The sequence below is a fragment of the Chryseobacterium sp. SC28 genome (assembly GCF_003932955.1).
Lineage (GTDB): Bacteria > Bacteroidota > Bacteroidia > Flavobacteriales > Weeksellaceae > Epilithonimonas.
Map to the genome: position 1 here is coordinate 1 of NZ_QOVY01000030.1, position 22676 is coordinate 22676.

At 38.1% G+C, this 22676-nt stretch carries 20 protein-coding genes, 3 tRNA genes and 1 pseudogene; 7 read left to right on the top strand and 17 right to left on the bottom strand.

From position 1 onward, the window contains the following. The 3 genes from DTW91_RS12080 to DTW91_RS12090 all read left to right on the top strand — a co-directional run. A partial coding sequence (locus DTW91_RS12080; RefSeq protein WP_317126019.1) for a GLPGLI family protein occupies positions 1-774 on the top strand: 774 nt, incomplete at its 5' end. Between the two features lie 235 nt (positions 775-1009). After that, positions 1010-1759 (top strand): TlpA family protein disulfide reductase, encoded by a 750-nt coding sequence (locus DTW91_RS12085; RefSeq protein ID WP_125203622.1) that lies wholly within the window; start codon positions 1010-1012, stop codon positions 1757-1759. 222 nt (positions 1760-1981) lie between these two features. Further along, on the top strand, positions 1982-2284 hold the full coding sequence (locus tag DTW91_RS12090) for a hypothetical protein (protein WP_125203623.1): 303 nt from the start codon (positions 1982-1984) through the stop codon (positions 2282-2284). 247 nt (positions 2285-2531) lie between these two features. On the opposite strand, the gene DTW91_RS12095 is transcribed toward DTW91_RS12090, so the two are convergent. From DTW91_RS12095 to DTW91_RS12120, 6 genes are all read right to left on the bottom strand, one after another. Further along, positions 2532-2825: a hypothetical protein gene (locus DTW91_RS12095; protein ID WP_125203624.1), complete on the bottom strand. Its 294-nt coding sequence runs from the start codon at positions 2823-2825 to the stop codon at positions 2532-2534. 11 nt (positions 2826-2836) lie between these two features. Continuing rightward, positions 2837-5305: a S8 family peptidase gene (locus tag DTW91_RS12100; protein WP_125203625.1), complete on the bottom strand. Its 2469-nt coding sequence runs from the start codon at positions 5303-5305 to the stop codon at positions 2837-2839. 4 nt (positions 5306-5309) lie between these two features. After that, positions 5310-6320, bottom strand: a complete 1011-nt coding sequence (locus tag DTW91_RS12105) for an AAA family ATPase (protein ID WP_125203626.1) — start codon at positions 6318-6320, stop codon at positions 5310-5312. A gap of 262 nt (positions 6321-6582) precedes the next feature. Beyond that, positions 6583-6666 (bottom strand) — tRNA-Leu (locus tag DTW91_RS12110). Positions 6667-6678: 12 nt separating this feature from the next. Then, positions 6679-6751, bottom strand: a tRNA-Gly gene (locus DTW91_RS12115). 37 nt (positions 6752-6788) lie between these two features. Then, positions 6789-6873: transfer RNA gene (locus tag DTW91_RS12120), tRNA-Leu, on the bottom strand. 169 nt (positions 6874-7042) lie between these two features. Between DTW91_RS12120 and DTW91_RS12125 the strand changes: the two genes are divergently transcribed. The 4 genes from DTW91_RS12125 to aat all read left to right on the top strand — a co-directional run bounded on the left by DTW91_RS12125 (position 7043) and on the right by aat (position 10420). Continuing rightward, positions 7043-7423, top strand: a complete 381-nt coding sequence (locus DTW91_RS12125; RefSeq protein ID WP_125203627.1) for a DUF3127 domain-containing protein — start codon at positions 7043-7045, stop codon at positions 7421-7423. Between the two features lie 87 nt (positions 7424-7510). Further along, positions 7511-8314, top strand: a complete 804-nt coding sequence (locus tag DTW91_RS12130; protein ID WP_125203628.1) for an N-formylglutamate amidohydrolase — start codon at positions 7511-7513, stop codon at positions 8312-8314. A gap of 72 nt (positions 8315-8386) precedes the next feature. Further along, positions 8387-9751, top strand: coding sequence for a formimidoylglutamate deiminase (hutF, locus tag DTW91_RS12135; protein ID WP_125203629.1), 1365 nt, complete (start codon positions 8387-8389; stop codon positions 9749-9751). 6 nt (positions 9752-9757) lie between these two features. Continuing rightward, positions 9758-10420: a leucyl/phenylalanyl-tRNA--protein transferase gene (gene aat, locus DTW91_RS12140; protein ID WP_125203630.1), complete on the top strand. Its 663-nt coding sequence runs from the start codon at positions 9758-9760 to the stop codon at positions 10418-10420. A gap of 91 nt (positions 10421-10511) precedes the next feature. Here the strand turns inward: aat and DTW91_RS12145 are convergent, their stop codons facing one another. The 11 genes and pseudogenes from DTW91_RS12145 to DTW91_RS12195 form a co-directional block, all read right to left on the bottom strand. Next, a complete protein-coding gene (locus tag DTW91_RS12145) occupies positions 10512-11882 on the bottom strand; it encodes a tetratricopeptide repeat protein (protein ID WP_125203631.1) in 1371 nt (456 codons plus the stop codon). 129 nt (positions 11883-12011) lie between these two features. Then, positions 12012-12692 (bottom strand): hypothetical protein, encoded by a 681-nt coding sequence (locus tag DTW91_RS12150; RefSeq protein ID WP_125203632.1) that lies wholly within the window; start codon positions 12690-12692, stop codon positions 12012-12014. After that, positions 12685-13554 (bottom strand): dTDP-4-dehydrorhamnose reductase, encoded by an 870-nt coding sequence (gene rfbD, locus DTW91_RS12155; RefSeq protein ID WP_125203633.1) that lies wholly within the window; start codon positions 13552-13554, stop codon positions 12685-12687. The genes DTW91_RS12150 and rfbD overlap by 8 nt, the downstream gene beginning before the upstream one ends. Continuing rightward, complete coding sequence (locus DTW91_RS12160) at positions 13551-14030, bottom strand: acyl-CoA thioesterase (RefSeq protein WP_125203634.1); 480 nt, start codon at positions 14028-14030, stop codon at positions 13551-13553. Before DTW91_RS12160 ends, rfbD begins: the two co-directional genes overlap by 4 nt. Positions 14031-14096: 66 nt before the next feature. After that, positions 14097-14597 carry an OmpH family outer membrane protein gene (locus DTW91_RS12165; protein ID WP_125203635.1) on the bottom strand — a complete coding sequence of 167 codons (501 nt, stop codon included), beginning with the start codon at positions 14595-14597 and terminating at the stop codon, positions 14097-14099. A gap of 58 nt (positions 14598-14655) precedes the next feature. Next, on the bottom strand, positions 14656-15273 hold the full coding sequence (locus tag DTW91_RS12170; RefSeq protein ID WP_125203636.1) for an OmpH family outer membrane protein: 618 nt from the start codon (positions 15271-15273) through the stop codon (positions 14656-14658). A gap of 22 nt (positions 15274-15295) precedes the next feature. Continuing rightward, positions 15296-17827, bottom strand: a complete 2532-nt coding sequence (bamA, locus tag DTW91_RS12175; RefSeq protein ID WP_125203637.1) for an outer membrane protein assembly factor BamA — start codon at positions 17825-17827, stop codon at positions 15296-15298. A gap of 29 nt (positions 17828-17856) precedes the next feature. Further along, entirely contained in the window at positions 17857-18603 is a 747-nt protein-coding gene (locus DTW91_RS12180) for an isoprenyl transferase (RefSeq protein ID WP_125203638.1), read from the bottom strand. A gap of 4 nt (positions 18604-18607) precedes the next feature. After that, complete coding sequence (locus DTW91_RS12185; protein WP_125203639.1) at positions 18608-19405, bottom strand: DUF6089 family protein; 798 nt, start codon at positions 19403-19405, stop codon at positions 18608-18610. A gap of 176 nt (positions 19406-19581) precedes the next feature. Further along, positions 19582-22083, bottom strand: coding sequence for an exopolysaccharide transport family protein (locus DTW91_RS12190; RefSeq protein WP_125203640.1), 2502 nt, complete (start codon positions 22081-22083; stop codon positions 19582-19584). A 3-nt stretch (positions 22084-22086) separates the two neighbouring features. Continuing rightward, positions 22087-22563 (bottom strand): annotated as a pseudogene (locus DTW91_RS12195) (polysaccharide biosynthesis/export family protein); the annotation flags it as partial. Positions 22564-22676 lie beyond the last annotated feature (113 nt).

The window sequence follows — 22676 nt, forward strand, 5'->3', positions numbered from 1 at the left end:
ATTTCCTTCGCACAAACTCACAGATTTATTTATGAATTAGAAATTCATAAAAAAGAGGATACTGTAATAGTAAATATGGCTTTGGATATTAATAAAGATTTAGTGAAATTTTACGATTACGAATTTGTAAAACAGGACTCTATCAGAAAAAGCGGAACACCTTTACAATATTTTTCACCATCCGAGCAATTAATATCAAGAAAAAGAAACAGTACTGAAAACAGAACGTACATTTCTTCTGGTTATGACTATTTTTTAATAACTTCTACAGATAAAATGGATTGGAAAATAGAAAATGAAACAAAAAAAAATAAAAATTTTACACTCCATAAAGCAACAACTAATTTTGGTGGGCGACAATGGACAGCTTGGTTCAGTACTGAATTCCCTTTTCAGGAAGGCCCTTATAAATTTCAAGGGCTGCCTGGTTTGATTTTTGAAGTTTATGATTCCGAAAATATTTTTCACTATACTTTTTTGGAAAATAAAAATCTTCCAAAAACTTTTGAAACAACTGACTTTTTAGAAACGCACTACGGTAAAAAGCCTATTTCTATTTCTTTAAATCAATATCACAAAATAAAGCTGGACTATTATAATAATATTGTTGAAGTTTTAAGTCAATTTGCAAAAAAAGGAGGCTCTATCGCATCAGAGCATGATGTAAGTACTCCTGAAGAAATTGCTAAAAAAAGAAAAGCATTACAGCAGAGTATTAAAAAATATTATTTACCCTTAGAAATAGATAAGGTTATACCATACCCTGATAACTAAAAACTCTTAAATAGAGCTTTATAAATGTTTTCGAAACATTATTAAATTTGTAGTTTATAATAAGTGAAATTGATTTGAAGTGTATGTATATAATGAACGAGATAATAATTAAATTGGTTTCTATTCTCATAGAATTTCTTTTGAGATACAATGAAATTCCCAATTTTTAAAATATACCGACTTACTTCATCAACTATCAAAATTTTGCATTACTGCTAACAAATCAATTACGAGAATGAAAACCCGAATTTTATTTATATTATCCTTTGTTGTTTTTAGTCTTTCATATTCTCAAAACAATATTTTTTACCAATTTAAAAAAGGAGGTTCACTAAAAACTGAAGCAGAGTATCAAAAAATGAAAAAAGATTTTTTTGAAAAAATGCAGAAAGAGTCTCCCAACGGCAAATTAAACGAAGAAATAACCGACAGCATTGCAGGGAATACTATCTATAAAAAATATAGTTTATCTTTTGTGAGTGAGTCTTCCAATGATGAAGATGCAATTAAGTCTTACATCGGTAAAAAATTCCCCGATTTTACATTTGAAACATTAGATGGGAAACAATTAAAGTTGGAAGATTTAAAGGGAAAACCAACGTTTATAACCTTTTGGTTTACCACCTGTGCACCTTGTGTGCTGGAAATTCCCGCATTACAAAGATTGAAGGATAAATATAGTGACAGAGTAAATTTTATTGCGATTACATTTGATAACAAAGATGTAGTTAACAAGTTTTTAGGAAAAAAGAAATTTGATTATTTACATTTAGTCAATGCAATCAAATTCACAACTAAAATCGGACAAAACACTTATCCAAGAAATGTTTTTATCGATAAAAATGGATTAATTGATGATATCAAAGAAGGCATTGATTATGAAGAAAAAGACAAAAATATAAAGTTCAGTTCTACCGAGTTTGAAGAAAAATTAGAGAGGCTATTGTCACAAAATTATTCTATTACAGATGTATCTGAAAATTAAAGTAAAGAGTCTTTTTAATTAAAATTTGAAGTCCGTAAAATAACAACAAGCTTCCTAAATTAGCCTCCTTTGGGGCTATTATTTTTAGGAATATACGGAAAACCGTAAAGAGATTAAGATTTTAAAATATAATTTTACAGATGGATTAAAAATCCAAACTTTTAGCGAATAATTTGTCAAATAATAGAATTAAAGTAATTTTAAACAAGAATAATAACCATTATGAATTTTCTACTATTCGGAGGTCAGCCTGATTCCGGTAAAACCTCCACTGTTACAAGATTAACCGATGTATTACTATTACCTCCTTTTATATTTACAGTTGCTGATGGAACATTTCCTCCTACCAGAGGTACAGATTTTTTGATTCTTTTACACAGAACTTTTAATGAACAAAGTCAATATATTATAGTGAATTCACCTAGCGACGATGCATTAGTGATAAATAATTTAAGAGATTTTACTATCAAACATAGTGACAAAGACATTGATGTTGTTTTAAGTAGCGTAAGAGACATTGGTTGAGAGAGAAATCACTTTTTTACTACCTTAAAAATAAATCCTACGGATGCAAATGTGTTTGAAATTCCATTGGCTAGAGTAACAAGAAGGCATTCTTCAGGGCTATTCGCTCCTGCGATGAGTTGGTACGAAAATACTGTAGATAGGCTGGTTAATTTTATAATAACACATCCTCCTTTTAATCTGTAAGATAAATATTTCATAGAAGATTTAGTTTGTATATTGCGAATAATTTGTATTCGCAATATTTTCATTTACTAATTTCTTTAATTAAAGTACTATAAGCATTTTCAGTTTCATTGATTATATTTAAAAACTCATTGATTGAATATGTAGATAGGTCAGGTATAAATTTACTTTCGATACATTTAGTTTCACCAAAAGAGTTGCTTACTAGTAGCCGTAACAATAAAAAGTCACTTATATCTCTATCAATACAATAAATATAGTTTTTGTATTTCTTTTCAAAATGATTAACTGTAGACATTTTATAACCCAAATCTTTTAAATCATTACCAAATAAAATATTTATACTTTTTTTCATCTGTTTAATATTTATACTGGGATTTCAATTTCGTTCTCAATTCGGATTGCTTCATAAATTTCCACATTAGAATTTAAGATTTCAATTGATATTACTAATGAATAGGGAATTTCTCCGTTCGATTTATCCCACCCTTTATGACCTCTGATAGCGAAATTAATATCTTCAGGCAAATCGTGCGATTTTATGATTATCCAGTCTTTTTGAACAGTACTATTCGTTCTGCTAATGCCATCTACCTCGCCTCTTTTATCACTTTTTATTTTCCAATTCCAGCCTGACATTGAATTTCTTTCATCTCTGTCATAGGTAGTTACTTCATTTTCAATTTCTTTAAGAACAAAATCTTTAAAATTTTCAAACGACTCTCCCATTTTTGAACTTGTCCAATCTAACCAGGAAGATAAATAAGATTTTGTCTTCTGCCTTGTCCTTCGTACTTTAGCAGTATAGGAAACAGTAACTTCAATTAAAATATCATATTCTTCTGCAGGAGACCTTAAAAACTCCGGGATTTTCAATGAATAGATATGCCCTTCTTCCGCCCTTATATTTCCACTATTATAAAATGTGACACGCTGGTCACTATTGTTAGTCACTCTTTCCAAAGAAGGTATTCCATAACCAAAGTGTTTAATGCTAGTAGCCGTTGGGGCTTCAAAAAAGGGTTCTGGTAATCTAGCACCTTGTATCACTAAGCCTCTTAACAAGTTTATATTTTCCTCGGGATAAAGTTTTAATAATTGTGCTACAATGTATGAAACTTTTGGAGTTGCAAATGAAGTTCCTACAATATCGTTCCCAATTGCCGAACCTCCGTGCAGAGTAGATCGCACTAATTCTGGAGATAATTCATTTTTAATAGAGACAACATTCCCTGTTTTAGAAATGCCTAATCCTCCACCATACTCAACAACATCCGGTTTTATCATCCCCCATATACCAGTTCCAATTCTTGAAAAAGGAGATATTTCATTTTGATCACCTAATGATTCAAAATCATCATTGTCAAACGAAATATTATTTATTGAACCTACCGTAATTGCAAAACTACTTTGTGCAGGATTTGCAATTCTGCAATATGGTTCATCTAAATAATCAGGATAATTTTTTCCATTTTCTAGAAAATGATTAATCCCAAAACCTCTTTGATCATTAATTGAAATATTTCCAGCGGATATTAAAAATAAAATGTTTTTTTCATTAATGAGTGTGTCAATGGTAGCTGCCCACGATGACATATGTTTAATTCTTGATGGTAAACAAGAATTGACCGAAAGGTTAAATACTCTACAGTCTTCATTGTCAGCAATTATTTCTTGCATTAGCTGAGCAGGAAGTTTATCTGTAAGCTTATTGTCTTGATTTAAAACTCTTAAATTTCTTACATAGCAAGGGAGTTGATACGGATTGGAAATATTACTGACACCATATGGATATAAAATTGCTCCCGCCACACGAGTTCCGTGCCCTCCACCTCTTACATAATCTGCAGTAGAAACATCACCTATTATGTAAGATTTTGAGTTTTCAGAAATTATTGCCGACGAAAGATATTTATTTCCTTCCATTATACCGCTATCAATCACTCCAATTTCAGGAGCATCTTCTTCTGGCGCAATTATTTCGATTTCGAACGATTCGGTTTCTTCTGATTCCGAATTAATACCTGAAATTTCATCTACTTCCGAAACTTCAAATACAAAGGGATAATTTAATACTAAATCTTTTAAACCTCTTCCGCTAATCTCAACTTCACAACAAAAACTATCCTCTAAATCAATAAAATCACGGGTAATATTACCATAAAAATTTATGAATTCTTCAAATTCCTCTTGCCTTTCCAAAAATCTATCATCACGCTCGATGAGTTCTTGTCTGTATTTTTCCAATCGGCCTTCATAACCCTGCTTATTTGGATCTGGTGCTTTTGCTGACGGTTTATCAAAAGCTACTCCAACCTCTAATTTATAGTTGGTATTTTCATCAACATTTTGCCATATCGATTTCAGAAAATCAGATAGAATATGATCTGGCTTCCATTGATTTCCATCTATAATTTCCCAAAATTCAGCAATTTTACCTCCTCCGTGCTCTCCATTAAAAAATTTATTTATCTTTTCATCTAAAGACGTAAAGCCATCCAAAGATGCTCCGATAATATAACCATCTTCTTCTTCTGAAATTATTTCAATTCCAAATTGATTTAAATCAAAATCATAACCAATTATGTCGGGATTAATTTTAAGAAAAATAGGAATAACATCAGCATCAATAGGAGCTAAGTCGCTACCTTCTCTCCTGCTAAGTTCACTATACCAATGGTCTTTTAAATTTGACGTTTTTCTACTCAAATATCCTGAGTGTCCTGATTTATTGCGCCTATTTTCTTCTGATTGAGGATTAGGTGTCCCGCCTCCGTGCAAACGAGGTTTTCCAGAAACCTTTTGTAGGAATTTTAAATGAGGAAATCTCTCCATATAATTATTTGTTAAAAGCCAAGTTTTCTTCTAGTGCTTTATCCAAATCATTAACAGAAATTTCTTTGCTTGAATTTATAATTGATTTTTTTGCCGCATCATTTGCTATTTTAACAACGAGAGCGTACGATAACCCCTGCATTCTAGATGCACAATTACTGAGGTCAATATCTTTACTAAGTCTTAATGCTGAAAATGTTATTTTGAGTAAATCTATGATTTCATTTTCATTTGGTCTAGGTAGTTCAATTATTTCATCAAATCTTCTAAATAAAGCTTTATCTAAGCTACCTTCTAAATTTGTTGTGGCAATTAAAATTCCTTCCCCCTTATACTCTTCTAGAAGTCCTAAAACTATATTAACGATACGGTGGATTTCACCAATATCATTAGATTTGGAATCTCTTTGTTGTCCTATGATATCAAACTCATCTAAAAGTAAAACGCAAGGATAGTTTTCAATACTTTCAAACAGTTTGTTTAGGTTTGATGCTGACTCCCCAAGGTAAGAGGAAATGATTGTATCGAAACGAACTTTATAAAAAGGTAATCCCAAATCCCAAGCAATTCTTTCAGCTGTCATACTTTTTCCACATCCTGAACTACCATATAGAAGGATTTTTTGACGAGGCCTAAGACCGTGGTGAGCTAACCTTTCTCTTGCAATATATTCCTTTTCAATTCTCAACACTTTTTCTTCCACCGATGGGGCAAGAACCATATCGTGTCTTAAAAAATCATTTTCTATGTGAGTTGCTAAAGGTAACTTATACCTTCTATCGGCAGGAATCGAAAAAATATCATCTTTGCTTTTTGTCAGTTTTAATACTTGTGATCTCTGCGGCTCAATAACTTTTGCAAGATTTCCTTCTAGAATTGTATCAAGCCTTTCAGCCAATTTTGTATGCCCCTTTTTCCTTTCATCCTCAATAATAGAATAGGCTATCCTTACCAAAGGCTCTTCTTTATTGCCTTCGATAGATTTAAACAATCTGGTAAGTAAGGTTTGGTTCATTTAATTGGTATAACTTTAAAATGCAAATTTAGACATTCAAATTTACATTCTAAATATATAAATAATTTTAAGTTTATATTCGAATAAGTTTAGTTATCTATATAAATAAAGCTTTTAGTGATGTGATTTTACATTTAAAGTTTAGTGCTGAAAACTTTTTTATTGAATAGTTACTAAGGAAATAGATAAAAACACTTTCCCCTTTTTGTTCCCCCTCTAAAACAAAAAAGACTGATAATCAATGATTAACAGTCTTTTTAAGTACCCCAGACGGGACTTGAACCCGTACGTCCTTACGGACACAGGATTTTAAGTCCTGCGTGTCTACCAATTCCACCACCAGGGCTTGGTAAATATGAGCGAAAAACGGGACTCGAACCCGCGACCCCGACCTTGGCAAGGTCGTGCTCTACCAACTGAGCTATTTTCGCATAAAAAAAATCCCTAATCTCTTAGAAATTTTTCTCTTGGTGCGGATGAAGGGACTCGAACCCCCACGCCTCACGGCACCAGATCCTAAGTCTGGCATGGCTACCAATTACATCACATCCGCATTACTCTAAAGAACTACTTTTCTTTCGTTTTAGTGAGTGCAAATATAGACACTTTTCATATTCACTTCAAAATATTATCAATATTTTTTTAAGTTTTTTGACTATCAGGTTCGAACATCATCCATACTTTTTTATTACCTTTACAATCTTAAAAACATTTTTCGAGACATGGAACTATCAGGAACAATCAAAAAAATTTCGGATTTACAAACTTTCGCAAGCGGATTTCAAAAAAAAGAGCTGGTGCTTCTTACGGAAGAGCAATATCCGCAACCAATTAATATTGAATTTTTATCAGAAAAAGTCGATTTGCTGAATGCATGCAAAGTGGGAGATAAAGTGAAAGTTCATATCAACATACGAGGTAGAGAATGGACCAGTCCGCAAGGCGAGGTTAAATATTTCAATTCTATCACCGGCTGGAGAATAGAAAAAGAGGGCTCGGCAGATTTCAATGAACCAACCGAAGCTAAGCCTAACCAAGAAAAACCGGCTGCAGAAAACAAGAATGTGTTCGCAGAGGATGAAGATGACGACTTGCCATTCTAAGTTTCGAAGATCGATAAACCATACATTCCCTGCATTTTTACTAAAAGATGCGGGGATTCTTTTTATATTTCAACTTTGAAACCGTTTATGGAAATCTTTAGAATCACGGAACCATCTGCCCCGAAAGTTCCCATCATCATTAGCATTCCGCACGCCGGCACTTATGTTCCCGATGATATCAAATCTAAGATGAATGCCGAATTGGCTGAACAATTGGACGATACCGATTGGTTCGTGGATCGGCTGTATCATTTTGCCACCGAATTGGGAATTACGATCATCAAAGCCAATTACAGCAGATGGGTTGTTGATCTTAATAGAAATCCGGAAAACCAACCGCTTTATAATGATGGTAGAGTGATTACGGATGTTGTGACAATTACAGATTTCAATGGAAATCAAATATATAAAGATAATTGCACGCCAGATGCTGAAGAAGTTTCACGAAGAGTGGAACTTTATCACCATCCTTATCACGAGAAGTTAGCTGAACTTTTACACCAGACAAAAACCGAATTCGGGAAAGTGTTGTTGTTTGATGCGCATTCGATAAGGAAATCTGTTCCGGGCATTCGTTCCGAGGATTTTCCGGATTTGATTCTCGGTGACAATGACGAAACGTCTGCAGATCTCGAATTAATCAAAACAGCAATGGATTCTTTACAAAATAAAGGTTACGAATTTTCTCACAATCATCCCTTCAAAGGCGGTTACATCACAAGGAACTTCGGAAAACCTCAGGAAAGCATTCACGCCTTGCAACTGGAAATGTGCAAAACCAATTATATGGATTCTACGGAAACAAAATATGATGAAAAAAATGCAGAAAAAATTCAAATGGTTTTGAAAGAAACTTTGGCAAAACTGATCGAATCGATAAAAAAAATTTAGATTAAATTGTCACGGGTTTGCAAATTGCCCTCAAAACAAACAACTACAAACCAATCACTATCAACCAATAAAATGTACACATTCAAAGGACTACTGACCGAAAACGGCTGGCTGCAGAATGCGTTTGTAAAACTGACCGAATCCGGAAATATATCTGAACTGAAAACCGTTGATGTACCGCAAGGCGAGTATATAGATGCGTATGTTTTACCGGGATTTCAAAATGCCCATTCGCACGCTTTCCAATACTCAATGAGCGGCTTGGCAGAATATTTTGAAGACTCAGAAATTCCGGATGATTTCTGGAGCTGGCGCGATGCGATGTACAGAATTGCCCTTTCGCTTTCGCCCAAGCAGATGGAAGATGTGGCGGCAATGTTGTACGCAGAAATGTTGAGAAACGGTTATTCATCGGTGGCAGAGTTCCATTATCTGCATCACGACAAAGAGGGCAAAGCTTACCAAAATCTTTCCGAAATGGCCGAAAGATTGGTCGCAGCAGCCAAAAAAACAGGCATCAGACTGACCTTGATTCCGATGTTTTATCAGAAAGGGAATTTCGGAACAGAGCCCTACGATTTGCAAAGACGTTTTATCTCAAAAAATATTGAGGATTATTATCAATTGTTGGAGGCTTCGAAACAATCGATCAAATTTTATGATAAGGCTAATTTGGCGGTCGGTTCGCATTCTTTGAGAGCAGTTCAGAAAGAGGATTTGATGGAATCTTCCTTGCTTGCGAAAAATTATCCTTTCCATATTCACGTGGCAGAACAGTTGAAGGAAATCAAAGATTGCGTCGATTTCTACGGAAAACGACCGGCCGAATGGCTGTTGGAAAATTGTGATGTGAATGAGAATTTCAATCTTATTCATTGCACCCATTTGGAAGACAACGAAGTCGAAGGCATTGCAAAATCCGGTGCAAACGTTGTGCTTTGCCCATCCACAGAAGGAAATCTGGGCGACGGAAGATTCCGATTTAAGGATTATCAAGATTATGGCGGAAATTGGGCCATCGGAACAGACAGTCAAATTGGCTTGAATCCTTTGGAAGATTTGCGAATTCTGGACTATGGACAACGCATTCAGACGCACCGGCGTGATACTTTTTTCCAGCCGAATCTTGGCGACAGCGGATTTAATGCTTTGAAAATGGCTTGGAAATCCGGCCGAAAATCGATGGCTTTTCAGAATGACAATTTCTTCAAAACCGGACAAAGCTTTGATGCCGTTCTGATCGATGCAAAAGCGCCTTTGATCGCTACTTCATCACTAAAAAACCTTTGCAATACGATAGTTTATTCGTCCGATTCATCTCATCTTTTGGGAACCATTGTTGCGGGAAATTGGGTGGTAAAAAATGGGCAACATTTTGATTATGAGAATATTCGAAAAGGTTTTGTTAAATCAATTAATGAAATTAATATCCGATAAATAAAAATGCTTCGTTTAGATCCAAATGATATCGCTTTCCCCGATCCCGAACTGTATCACCCTGATGGCGGATTGATGGCGATCGGTGGCGATCTGAGACCGGAAAGACTTTGGTTTGCCTATCAATTGGGAATATTTCCCTGGTACAACGAAGGCGAAGAAATCCTGTGGTGGTGTCCGGATCCGAGATTTGTTTTGTTCCCGAACGAAATCAAAATCTCAAAGTCGATGAAGAAAATTCTGAGAGACGATATTTTTGAATTTACAGAAAATAAATGTTTCGAAGAAGTGATGAGGAATTGCAAAATGGCCGAAAGAAAAGATCAGGACGGAACCTGGATCCACGAAGAACTCATCCAATCATTTTTAAAACTACATCAATTTGGAAAAGCAAAAAGTTTTGAGGTTTGGCAAAACAGCGAACTGGTCGGTGGATTTTATGGAGTGGAAGTGGGCCGGGTTTTCTGTGGCGAAAGTATGTTTGCCAAAGTTTCCAACGCGTCGAAAGCCGCATTCATCCACTTTACAAGCAAATATAAAAATAAGTGGGACCTGATAGATTGCCAAATATATTCCGAACATCTGGAAAATCTGGGCGCAAAAATGATCCCAAAGATCGACTATCTTAATATTTTAAAACGTGGGCAAAAAGTAAATCCAATTTCGTAAATGGTATGGTGTTGCAGCGTATTTCGTTGAAAATTCTTCAAATACCACCTAATTTGTCAACAAAAAAAGCCCAGACAATCTGAGCTTTATTTTATTTCTTTTTGGTCTTTATTTTTTTGACCTGTTCTTTGATGAAAGGATATCTTTTCTGCATATCTTGGCTGAGCGAAGGATCCAGTTCCAAAGCTTTTTCCAACATCAGAAGGCCTTCGGGTTTGCTTTTCAAATGGAAATAGCAGTTGCTCAGTTGATAATATAATTCGGCGCGAGGATGCGTTTTCAAAGCCTTTTCCAAAACGTTTACGGCTTCTTCGTATTCACCAATAAGCATCAAAACTTCGGAGTATGCATACCAATTGTGAAACCGTGTGGGTTCTGTTTCTACCAATTTCCTGAGGCAATTTAGGCTTTCTTCGTAGTCCCCGCAAGTGATGTACAGAAGCGCCAAGCGCTTTTGATAGTCTACATTTCCTTCGCTGAGAGCCGTAGCTTCCTGAGCAAAATAAAGTGCTTCTTTGGGATTTCCCAGTTCTTCGTAGATGTAGGACTGCTCCATCATCGCCAAGTAAAATTGAGGATCTTCTCGCAAGGATTTTTGGAAAGACGTAAGAGCGGCAACCAATTTTTTGGTTTCCTTGTAGCACAGTCCGATTTTATAAAAAGTAAAGGCCTGGGTATATTCCAGATCCAGCATTTCTTCATAAACTGCGATGGCCTTGTCCCATTCTCCCATTGCTTCGTAGCAGGCCGCTTTGTTGGCATATACACCTATGGCTTCGGAATTAATAGCCAATAAATAGTCGAAACCCTTGATGGCTTCTTCGTAATTTTTCTTGTTGAAGTGGAATTGGCCATACTCGTACCAAGCCGTTTCCGAAAAAGCGAACTTGTCCAAATATTGGTTTAGGAAGTCCAAGGCCTCCTGCGAGCGGTTGAGCTTGTTGTAGCACAACATTATATTTTCCAAAGAGTAGTCGTCATAAGGATCGTGCTCCAAAGCGGCTGTGTAATGCTTCAGCGCGTTGAACGGATCGTCCAGATTGGCATACTCGTCTCCCATAAAGTTATGGAGGAAATTCTCTTCTTCTTCCAATTCCAAGGCCTTGCGGCAATATTCGAGGGATTTTTTCGGGTTTCCGAGATTTGAATAATATTTGGCACAGCAGACCAAAAAATCGGTATCTTCCAAAGAAGACTGGTGGAGCTCATCAATCAATCCTTTGGCTTTGCTGTAGCGTTCCAACTCCAAGAAAACCTCCAGCTGTTTGGTTTTGATTTCTATGGAATTGGGATGTATTTTCAGAGCGTGGTTCACGGCCATTTCTGCATAGCTGTAATCGCCCAGCTCCAGATAATAGATGACTATTTCTACGTACTCTTCGGTATCGAAATAGAATTCATCATTATTCTCTATCATTTGTTCGAACTTTTGAGCAAGTTCGTTTTCAAAAAATTCTTCCAATAGTGTTAAGATTTTAGACTAGAGATTGAGTGTTGAGAATTACAAATACCCGGTTCTGAAATCTGCTTGTATAAAGTTAATAAATTATTTCCTAAAAATAAGCATTTCAATGGTTACAACTTATTAACATTAATCGTTTTTCTGTCCGGTATAGATAGTAGTCAAAAACATACCAAACGACTTTTCCAATCCCGTAATATCGCCAGATTTGAAATTGACACCGCCGTAGATACTATCATTGCTGCGGATTTTGAAATCGGTCAATGATAAATACAAAGCCGGCTGTCCTTCTTTTGCTGACAATTTTACCGTAGATCCCAAGAGTTTTCTCGTAGAGACTGACATTACTTCACCGCCTGAAAGCTCCAATTTGATGAAACTTCTGGGCTGCAACTCGATGGTTTTGCTATTGATATTAATTTTCTGTTTCTTTTCCGATGCCGAAATCAGATAAACGACATTTTCTTCTTTCGGAATGTCGTCCGCAGCGGTATAATATAAATTAAGAATATAATAAGACGGATTGAACTTCTGGATCGTGCCATCAACATTTTCGATCGGTTTTAAGGCAAAAGTGTTGGCGCCGATCTGTTTGGCTTTTTTATAAATGTCCGAAAATATTTCGACATCATCGTTAGAATAGGCACTCACAAGTATCTCACCCAAGAATTCCGATTTAGAAAAGTCCTCGATTTTATACAAAAACTTGTCTTTGTTTTCGTTGGTTTTTACAACTTTGTTCAGCGTCACAATCTGAAGATAAAAGAACTGAAAAGTAAAAACAGTGACTAATAACAGGATTTTACGCATGGGTTATTTTTAGGATTTCTATACAATCCTGAAGGCTGTTTTCCCAATATTTCGGTTCTATTTGATAATCTTTCTCGATTTTGTCCAAAGACATTGTGCTTCTTCGGGGTCGCTTTGCCGGCGTCGGAAAGTCGGCCGTGCCAATTGCTTTTAATTTCACGTCGGAACCCGAAAATTCTTTTATTTTTTGGGCAAATTCATACCAAGTGGTTTCCGGATAGTTGGAATAATGGTAGATTCCGAAAGTCTTATTTTTAGCTTCGATGATGTCCATAATGGCTTCGGCGAGGTCGTTGGCATTGGTAGGCTGGCCGTATTGATCGGCTACGACGCCCAGTTCGTCTTTGACCTCAAACAAATGAAGCATCGTTTTTACAAAATTTTTATTGAATTCTGAATAAAGCCACGAAGTCCTGAGGATGATTGTTTTGGGATTATTTTCGAGCGCCAGTTCTTCTCCTTTTTGCTTCGAAGCGCCGTAAACCCCGATGGGATTTGTAAAATCGTCTTCGGAGTAGCCGAGATTGGTCTCGCCATCGAAAACATAGTCTGTGGAAATATGAATCAGGATGGCGTTGTAGTCATTGCAAACTTCGGCCAGATAGCCCACTCCGGTAGCGTTGACTGCGAAGGCTTTTTCCTCGTCCTTTTCTGCCAGATCTACGGCCGTGTACGCCGAAGCATTGATGACAAAATCCGGTTTGTACTCCTCGAATTCTTTCTCAATCTGTGCTTTGTCTGTAATATCCAAGGCTTCAGATCCGGTAAAATTAAAATCAAACCGATCGTGGTATTTCGGTGCTAATTTTTGTAGGCAACGGCCTAACTGTCCGTTTCCGCCCACGACCAATATTCTTTTCATTTAATCTTATTTTGGCTTCTGAAAAACGCCACTCTTTCTTTAAAAGTATGGTGATCTATTGCTACCAGAAAATGTTCGAACTGATCTATGATAGATTTTGGCATTTTCTCTGCTTTTCTTGTTTTCATATTGAAATAGATCACTGTGAGCCAGAAGACCGCGTTGATGTGGCCATTTTCATCTTTCATCAGCAATTCTACAACCACGGTAAGATCATTCACGAAGATGGTTTTGCTGGTGATTTCTACCGTAGCATTGTAGCGTACTTCTTTGAGATATGCAATTTCGTTGTTGACCGTGATCCAAATGGAGCCCGTTTTTTCTAAGTATTCTTCGTAGGTAAAACCGTAATTTTTTTCCACGTGGTCTTCTCTTGCGTGGAGCATATACTCGAGGTATTTGACGTTATTCAGGTGTCCGAGGGGATCGCAATCTGAAAAACGGATTTTTACCGTGGATGAAAATTCCTTTTCCATTAAACCAATATTCAAGAAACCGTCCCGAAAATGTCGAGACGGTTGTCATTTGTCTTTGTCGCGCTTTTACAGACCTAATTCTTTTTTCACTGCAGGCGTGGCATCGATGCCTGCTTTGTACAACAGAGCGGGGCTCGCTGCATCGAAAACATATTCGTAGCCGGCATTTTTTGCCACTTTGGTAATGGCATCATTAATTTTTTTCTCAATAGGTGCCAATCCTGCATCTCTTTTTTCAGCGATATCTTTTTGAGCCGCTGCATAGAGTTGTTGCAGATTGTCTTGAAGTTTTTGAACTTCTTGGCTTCTTTGCTCGTTGATGGCCTGAGTCTGCGTAGGAGCCTCTTTTTGATACTTTGCCATCAAATCCTGTAGAGATTTTCCTTGTTTTTCCAACTCTGCTTGTTTTGCGGTTTGCAAAGTTTGCAACTGCGTATCCAGAGCTTTCATTTCCGGCATAGAAGTAAAAATGGAATTGACATCTACAGAAGCTAATTTCTGAGCATTTGCGAATCCGGTGGCAAAAACCATTACAATGGCTACCAATAGTACATTTAGTTTGTTCATTTTAAAAAGTTATGTTTATAATTTATATTTAATTAAAGCTTGTTTTGGTTTAAAATTGTTAAGATTTGGTTTTGCGCTGTGCCGCGCTTTTTGTTTTGGTGTTCGTCTTGCCCGATTCCTTTACGCCGGGGCGCGTATTGTTTTTAGGTTCTTCGGCTTTTGGAAGTGTTTTGCCTAATAGGTTCAAAACAGCCTCCGTATAGTCGTATCTTTTATCGAGGAAAATGACGCTGATATTGTTACTTTTATCAAGAACTATGCCCAGATTATTCTTGGTAGAGACGGTTTTGATGGCATTCCAAATCTGATCCTGAAAGGGTTTTGTAAGGTTGGCTCTCAGTTGATTGACCTCGCCGTTGGATCCGAATCTTCCGCCGATGGTGTTGCGGATATTATTCTCCAAATCTATGACCTCTTTTTCTCTAAGTTTCAGTTGATCTCCCACCAATAGCACTTTTTCATTTTCGAAGGCCTCTTTTTTTCTTTCATATTCTGCTTGCAGCCTCTGCAGATCTGCCTGCCATTGGGCGATCTGGGCATTGAGTCTGTTTTCTGCTTCTTTGTATTGGGGCAGTTTACTCAGAACATAATTTGTATCTACCACGCCGATTTTTTGGGCGGAGACCTGTGCTGCCGAAAACAGTATCATTATGGTTATTAAAACTATTTTTTTCATGGTGTAAAAATAAAAAATTATTTTATAATGGTTGATTCATCAAGAAATGTTGTTGCCATCCCGAAGGATCAGAACTTCCTAATGTTTTATCAAATCCATAAGCAAAATCAAATCCTATCAATCCGAAGGCTGACATAGAAACTCTGATGCCGAAACCTGCTGATCTTTTTAGTTTAAACGGATTATAGCTACCGAAGCTGTTCCAGGCATTACCCCCTTCTACAAAGCTCAAAACAAAAATTTTCGCCGTTTGATTCATAGAGATCGGGTAACGCAATTCTGCAGAAAACCTGTTATATATCGTTGCTCCGCCGTACGGTGTGATATCATATGTGGATGATGGACTGAAACCTGTGGAGGAGGCATTTTCGTAGCCTCTGAGAGGCACCAGCTCTCTACCGTCGTATCTGCCGTTGAACAATCCCACACCGCCCACATAATATCTTTCGAATGGCGGCGGGCCGAGTTCTTTGGTATATCCGTTTAGGAAGCCCATCTCGCCGGTAGTTCTGAGAACAAGTTTTCCTATCACTTCGTTATAGATGTCGGCTTTCAGCTTCACTTTATAGAATTCCATCCACTTGTATTTTTCCAATACACTCATAGTGGCATAATCTTTATTTTCAAACCACGAATAGGGTGGCGTGAATTTTACGGAAGCCTCGACGTTGGATCCATAAGTTGGGAAAACAGGGTCTAAACCGGCGGAATTTCTGCTTAGCCCCAGATTAAAACTAAATGACTTGGTATTGCCGTAATACTCCAGTGCATCACCGAAATAGAACGGATAGTTGCTAAATTTGTAGCTTTGAAACTGAATTCCTGTATAGAGCGAAAAATAATCATCGGGCCATTTTAACATTCGCGTGAGCCCCACGGTGGCGGAGAAAATATCCATCTTCTGATCGCCGGTGGACATGGAGTAATTGACGTTGGAATAATTCAGTCCCACACTCAGCGCGGTAGGTCTGGTGCCGAAAATCCAAGGCTCTGTGAAAGAAATCCCGTAATTCGTGAAGTATTGCCCAGCTTGTGCTTGCAGCGAAAGTGTTTGCCCATCACCTTGCGGCACCGGTTTGAAGTCTTTAAATTTTAGGAAGTTTTTCAAAGAAAAATTATTAAACGTCAAGCCCAGAGTTCCGATGAAAGATCCGCCGCCATATCCCGCCTGAAGCTGTACCTGAGATGATCCTTTTTCTACGAGGGTCCAGTGCATATTCACGGTGTTGTCTTGCGGATTGGGTTTCACGTCGGTTCCGATTTGTTGAGGATCGAAGAATTGCATACCGGCCAATTCGAAATATGTTCTTTTAATGTCTGTTTTGGCAAAGAGCGATCCGGGTTTTGTCCTCAATGCTCGTAAAATCACGTGGTCATGCGTTGTGGTATTGCCGGACCAGGTCACGCGGTTCCAGGTTGCTTTTTCGCCTTCGCTTATTCTAATTTCGAGGTTGACGGAATCTCCTTTCACAGATTTCTCAATAGGTGTCACGGTAGAGAAGAGGAATCCGTTGTTCATATAAATCGATTTGATGTCGGAATCGTCTTCCTTGCCGCCATCGTCTCCCACTTTTTTGTTGAAGCCCACCGCATCATAAATATCACCCTTTTTATAACCCAGAACCCGCTGTAAAAATTCGGTGGTAAAAGTGGTGTTGCCGATGAAGGTGATATCGCCGATGTAATACTTTTTGCCCTCATTAAGTTTTATATTAATGTCGTAGCCTTTTTTGCTTCGGGTCACAGAGTCTGAAACGATGGTTGCATCCCTAAAACCCAAGGAGTTGTAGTAGTTGATGAGGTTTTTCTTGTCTTCTTCATATTTGTCCTGCACAAATTTTGACGTTTTGAAAATACCCACAATAAAACGTTTCTGTTTGGTGTCTTTAAATCCTTTCTTGCGCAATTTCCTGTCGGAGACCGCCGTGTTGCCTTCGAACCGGATTTGGTCAATCTTTACTTTTTTGCCTTTGGCTACTTCGATGGTCCAGTCTACCAAATTGGGATCTTTTTCGTTGGGTTTCTCGATGATATTGATTTTGGCATCGGCGAATCCTTTTGCTATATATTCTTGAGGGATTTTATTTTGCAGGCTCGAAACCAAGTTGTTGTTGATTTTGGTGCCGGGCTTCAAGTTATTATCCTTGATGAGTTTTTCATTTTTGGATTTCCCGATTCCTCTTCCCGTAAATTTCACTTCGCCCAATTCTTTAAGATCCTGCAAGGAGAACTGGAGGACAACGTTCTGACCTTCCACATCTTGGATGTAAACTTCGACTTTAGAAAAGGCCTGAGTCTCCCAAAGTTTTTTGATGGCATTGCTGACCCTCTGCCCGGGAATTTCCAACTTCTCTCCTTTCACCAGACCTGTGAAGCGCAGAATCTGAGCCGGGGTGTATCTTTTGACACCATCTACAACGATGTCTTTCAGGATGTATTCTTGGCTCTGGTTTGCTGCAAGTTCGGTTTCTGCATTGGTACCCGTTGGGGCAACCTGTGCGTTCAAAAACGCCGTGGCTGCCAGCAATATCATGGGTATAAATCTTAATCTCATTCTTTTTGAAGTTCTCTTTTCTAAATATATTATGAAAGTAGCTGCTCGCTGGTCTTTCCGTATCGTCTTTCCTTGTTCTGATAATCTAAAATGCACCGGAAAAAGGTCTCTTTGGTAAAGTCTGGCCATAAGACATCCAAAAACTGCAATTCTGCATAGGCAATTTGCCAAAGCAGGAAATTGCTGATGCGCACCTCACCGCTTGTTCTTATCAGCAGATCTACCGCCGGAAAATCCTTTGTATAGAGGTGATTTTCAAAACATTGCTCATCGATGGCATCAATTTTTAATTTTCCTTCTTTTACTTCGGCGCTGATTTCCTTCACTGCTTTCAGAATTTCTTTTTTGGAACCGTAGCTCAGGGCAAGGATGAGGTTGCCTCCTTTGTTCCCTTTGGTAAGATCTACCACATTCAGCAGCTGATCTCTCACCAGATCTGGCAAGGTCGATATTTCACCGATGACGTGCATCCGCAATCCTTTGGAAAATATCTCTTCGGCTTCCAGCAACAATGTTTCGGACAAAAGATTCATCAGCGTATCGACTTCCTCTTTTGGCCGGTTCCAATTTTCCGAAGAAAATGTATAAAGCGTGAGATAAGGAATGTGGATTTCATTGCATGCGTTAATCACATTGCGAACCGCTGTTATGGCATTCTTGTGTCCAAAAGTCCGCTCTTTCCCTCTAGATTTGGCCCATCTGCCATTCCCATCCATTATAACAGCAACATGCTGGGGCAGTTTATCATTTTTTATAAGTTTTTTCAGGTCTTCCATAACACTATTTACAATAACAGGGCGGTCTTCCAAAAGAATAAGACAGGATGAGTGTTGCGGAGTTAATCCAATCTTTTGAATTTGGATTACCGATATTTCGTTGTTGGACAAAATCCTGAACGATGGCGGCGGTTTGTGCTTCATCCAACGCTGTATGAACTACCGATACATCTTGCTCTTCCAGATAACTGTAATCCACCTGATCCGAGAAGGTCGGTCGGAAAGTAAATTCTCCCGACAAAGCCCAATTGTAATTAAATTTATACTTAAGCCCAACCCCAAACGGCACGGCCATTGTAAATGTTTTTTCCTGTTTGTAATTGACCTGCACATCCGAAACGGAATTAATCGTAAGTTCCGGTTTCGAGCCCTCCATTAATAACCCTGAAAACCCTCCGAAAATATAAGGACTTAGCATACTCACTTGTTCATTATTGACCGGCAAAAAATTATATTCGAAAAGCAAATCTGCCGAGTACACCGAGTTGGTTCCTCGGAGGTTTCTCATCCTGCGGTAGTCTTCTTTGGCATATGCATCATCAAACTGGATATGGCTATATCCCAGATTAAGCCGGACAGTCTGGTAGGGATTAAAATTCCTCCTGTACATCAATCCGCCATAAAAAGGCAGGCCCTCGTCTGAAAGGCTTCCAAAGGGTTTCTGCAGAACATAGTTGGTTCTCCCGATGTCGCCTACCAGATTACTCATACCGATCTGTACCCCAATCTCATGTCTTTGCGCATTGGCAAAATCCAGAAAAGATAAGATTGCGATAAAGGCATAAGTTAGCTTTTTGCTCATTCTCAATATACAGAAGCGTCTACTCTTCAAAAATTTGGTGCAAATATAAAACATTTTTAGTTTAAGGAACTTCTTAATGATAAGTTAAATAAAGTCGGCAAAATATAAATTATTGTTATAAAAACGAAGAGATCTGAAAAATAGTCTATAAAAAAACAAAAGCCTTAAAAAGGCTCTTATTTTTTATTAAAAAACATTCTCAGTTTATTTCTGATTTTGATGATGGTGGGTTCCTTATAATTCTTATCTTCATCGAAGTATCCATATCCATAGCCGTATCCATAGCCATAACCATAGCCGTAGCCATAGCCGTAGCCCTGCTTCAAAGTGAAATCGTTATAAACAAGTCCCAAATTAGAAACTTCTTTGTTGAAGTATTTTTCGGTAATCATCCGCAGCATATGTTTTTCGGTGTACTCGTGGCGGACGACATAGATGGTGGTATCGGCTTTTTTGATGAGTTCAAAAGAATCTGCGACCAGTCCTACGGGCGGCGAGTCTATAATAACATATTCGTAGATCTCTTTGAGCCGCTCTATGAACTTCATATTATTGTCGCTCATCAGAAGCTCTGAAGGATTGGGTGGGATGGGACCTGAGGTGATCACGTCCAGACCCGGGATGCTGGTGTGATTGATGATTTCATTAAGTTCTACCTGACCCGTCAAATAATTGGAGACTCCGTTCTTATTGTTGATTTTAAAATCGCCAAATATTTTGGGTTTTCGAAGATCCATCCCGATAAGAACGGATTTTTTACCACTGAGCCCCAAGACCGATGCGATATTAATGGAAACATACGTTTTACCTTCGCCACTGATAGAGGAGGTGACCAGAACCACTTTGCTGGCCTGCTCTTCATCAAAAAGAAAACGAAGATTTGCCCGGATGGCTCGGAAGGCTTCCGATATTGAAGATTTGGGTTCCTGAAGCACCGTTAAATTATTATCATACACGTTGTGTCCTATGACGCCAAGCAAAGGAATACGCGTCGCCGAAAGTAGTTCCTTCACGTTTCGGATTTTATTATCCAGGAGTTCGCTCACGCCCAAAAATATCAAGGGGATCAGTAGCAATCCTCCTATAATCTGCAGCCGCGTGGCTTCTATATCCGGAGCTATCGGACCCTGGCCGACATTTTTGGCTTTGTCTATAATATTTAGGTTACTCTGGTTTGTGGCGACCCGCATTTGTGATTTGGCTTGCTCGCTCAGCAAAGTATTGTAGGTAGTTTCGATGATGTTGTAACCCCGTTGCGCATCCAAGAACATTCTTTGCTTTTCCGGCAAGGTTACCAATTCTTGATCTATCTTTGCGAGGTCGCTGTTGATTTTTGCCAGTTTGTCGTCATAGCCTTGATAATATTTTTTCAACCCACTTTGAGAGGTGTATTTAGCTTCGTTTATCTGTCGGTTGATTTCTCTCATAGGTTCGGAAGTAGGCGTATAGACCTGCGCCATCTCTCTTCTTTTGGCATAAAGCGTTTTCAATTCCGAGATCGATGCGTTGAAGTTACCATCTTCAATGCCTGCGAGATTCAAACTGATGATTCGCTCTATATTGTTGGTACTGACGGATGATTTTATATCGTCGAGAGAATTCATTTTGATAAGGAGTTCCGCTTTTTGAGCTTCCAGATCGTTAAGTTTTGTCAGCGTTTTCGAGTCGATGTTTTCCATATCGAAAAGGCGGTTATTGATCTTCAGATTGTTAATCACGGCAGCGCTGGAATCGAGTTTCTTTCGTATTTTCGTTAGATTGTCGTTGAGATATTCTACCGTATTTTGATCTACAATATTTTGATCCTGCAGTCGTTTTTTGATTAATTCCTGTACAGAATTATTAAGAAAATTCACCGTACTATTTAGATTATATCCCGTTTTGCTGATGATCATGATGGAGGATAATTCCTTATCAAACTCGACGGACAGACTTCTAATAATACTGTTAACGGCCTGATTTACAGGTGCGAGTGTTACGATTATGTTGTCAAGATCCAAATTTTTAGGCGTATGATTGGGTATTAGTTTGAATTTGAAATTTGGAGATTCGTACCATTCGTTTACCGTTATAATTTTATTTCCCGGCCTGGGGTAGGATGGCACGGCTTCCATGGTTTCTGTATTGTAATTGTAGAGATAGTTGGAAAATCCCTCCTCCGGCAACACAATTTCATATTTGTTTTTACCTTTCGGAATAAGGGTAATAGGAAAGTTGACCTGTTGCAGATGATTTCTATCCATTTCCAGAAACACGGGGCTGTCTTCGCGGTCAAGGTAGGTGGTTTTGATGAGTCCTTTAGTCGTGTAGTTGGTCAGAAGGTTCAGTTTTTTTACCAGATATTCGTTGTGGCTGCGGGAAAGCAATATTTTTTTGAGGTAGATGCCATCCTGATTGCCACCCTGTCCCCAAATAAAATTAATGGATTGATTGGGCGTGAAGTAGCTCGATGTATTGTTGGAGATACTTAAAGAAAGGCTTGAGGAATAAATCCGCTGTGCATAATATTTATTGTAGACAAATGAAATGCAATATCCCAAAAACCCCAAGATCACGAACCAATACCAGTTTTTAAAAACTCTTTGCGCAAAATGCAGCGGATCAAACAAACCGAATGAACCTATTTTTTCAGCATCCTGTGCCGCAGTCTTATTATTTCCTTCTTTTTCAGGAATCATTTATTATAAGTTCTTGGTTATTAAATAGATAGATAGCACGGTGGTTATCAGTGATACGCCGGTTGTCAAAGTCTGAAGTGGTTCTTTACCAAATCCGTTGATGCTTTTCCTATTGGTATTCAGATAGATGATGTCGCCATTTTGCAGCCAATAATAGGGTGAATTCATGGCGTCTTCTCTGGTCAGATCCAATTTGGCCGTTTTTATACCTTCGGGATATTTTCTGTGAATGGTGATGTTTTTCCGGTCCACCGTGCGATTCAGTCCCCCGTTCATTGCGAGAGCCTGCATAATGTTGAGTTGCGTCATGTAAGCTACTTTTTCTCCGGTTATTTGGGTGGTTTCCATATCGCCCAGCACGTAGTAGCGTATGCCGTCGAGGTTGAGTCTTGCCTCTGCTTTTCCTTGCAGAAAATTCTCATCGACGCGGGTTTGGATTTCCTTCGTGATGTCTTCCAGAGTTCTGCCTTCGGCTTTTACATAGTCGTTCCTTAACAAAACCCACTATTTAATTTATTTTTAAAAACAGGATTAGAAAACAGCATAATTTGTATCTTATAAAATAAGAAAATAATTTTCTGTTTCAGTAGTTC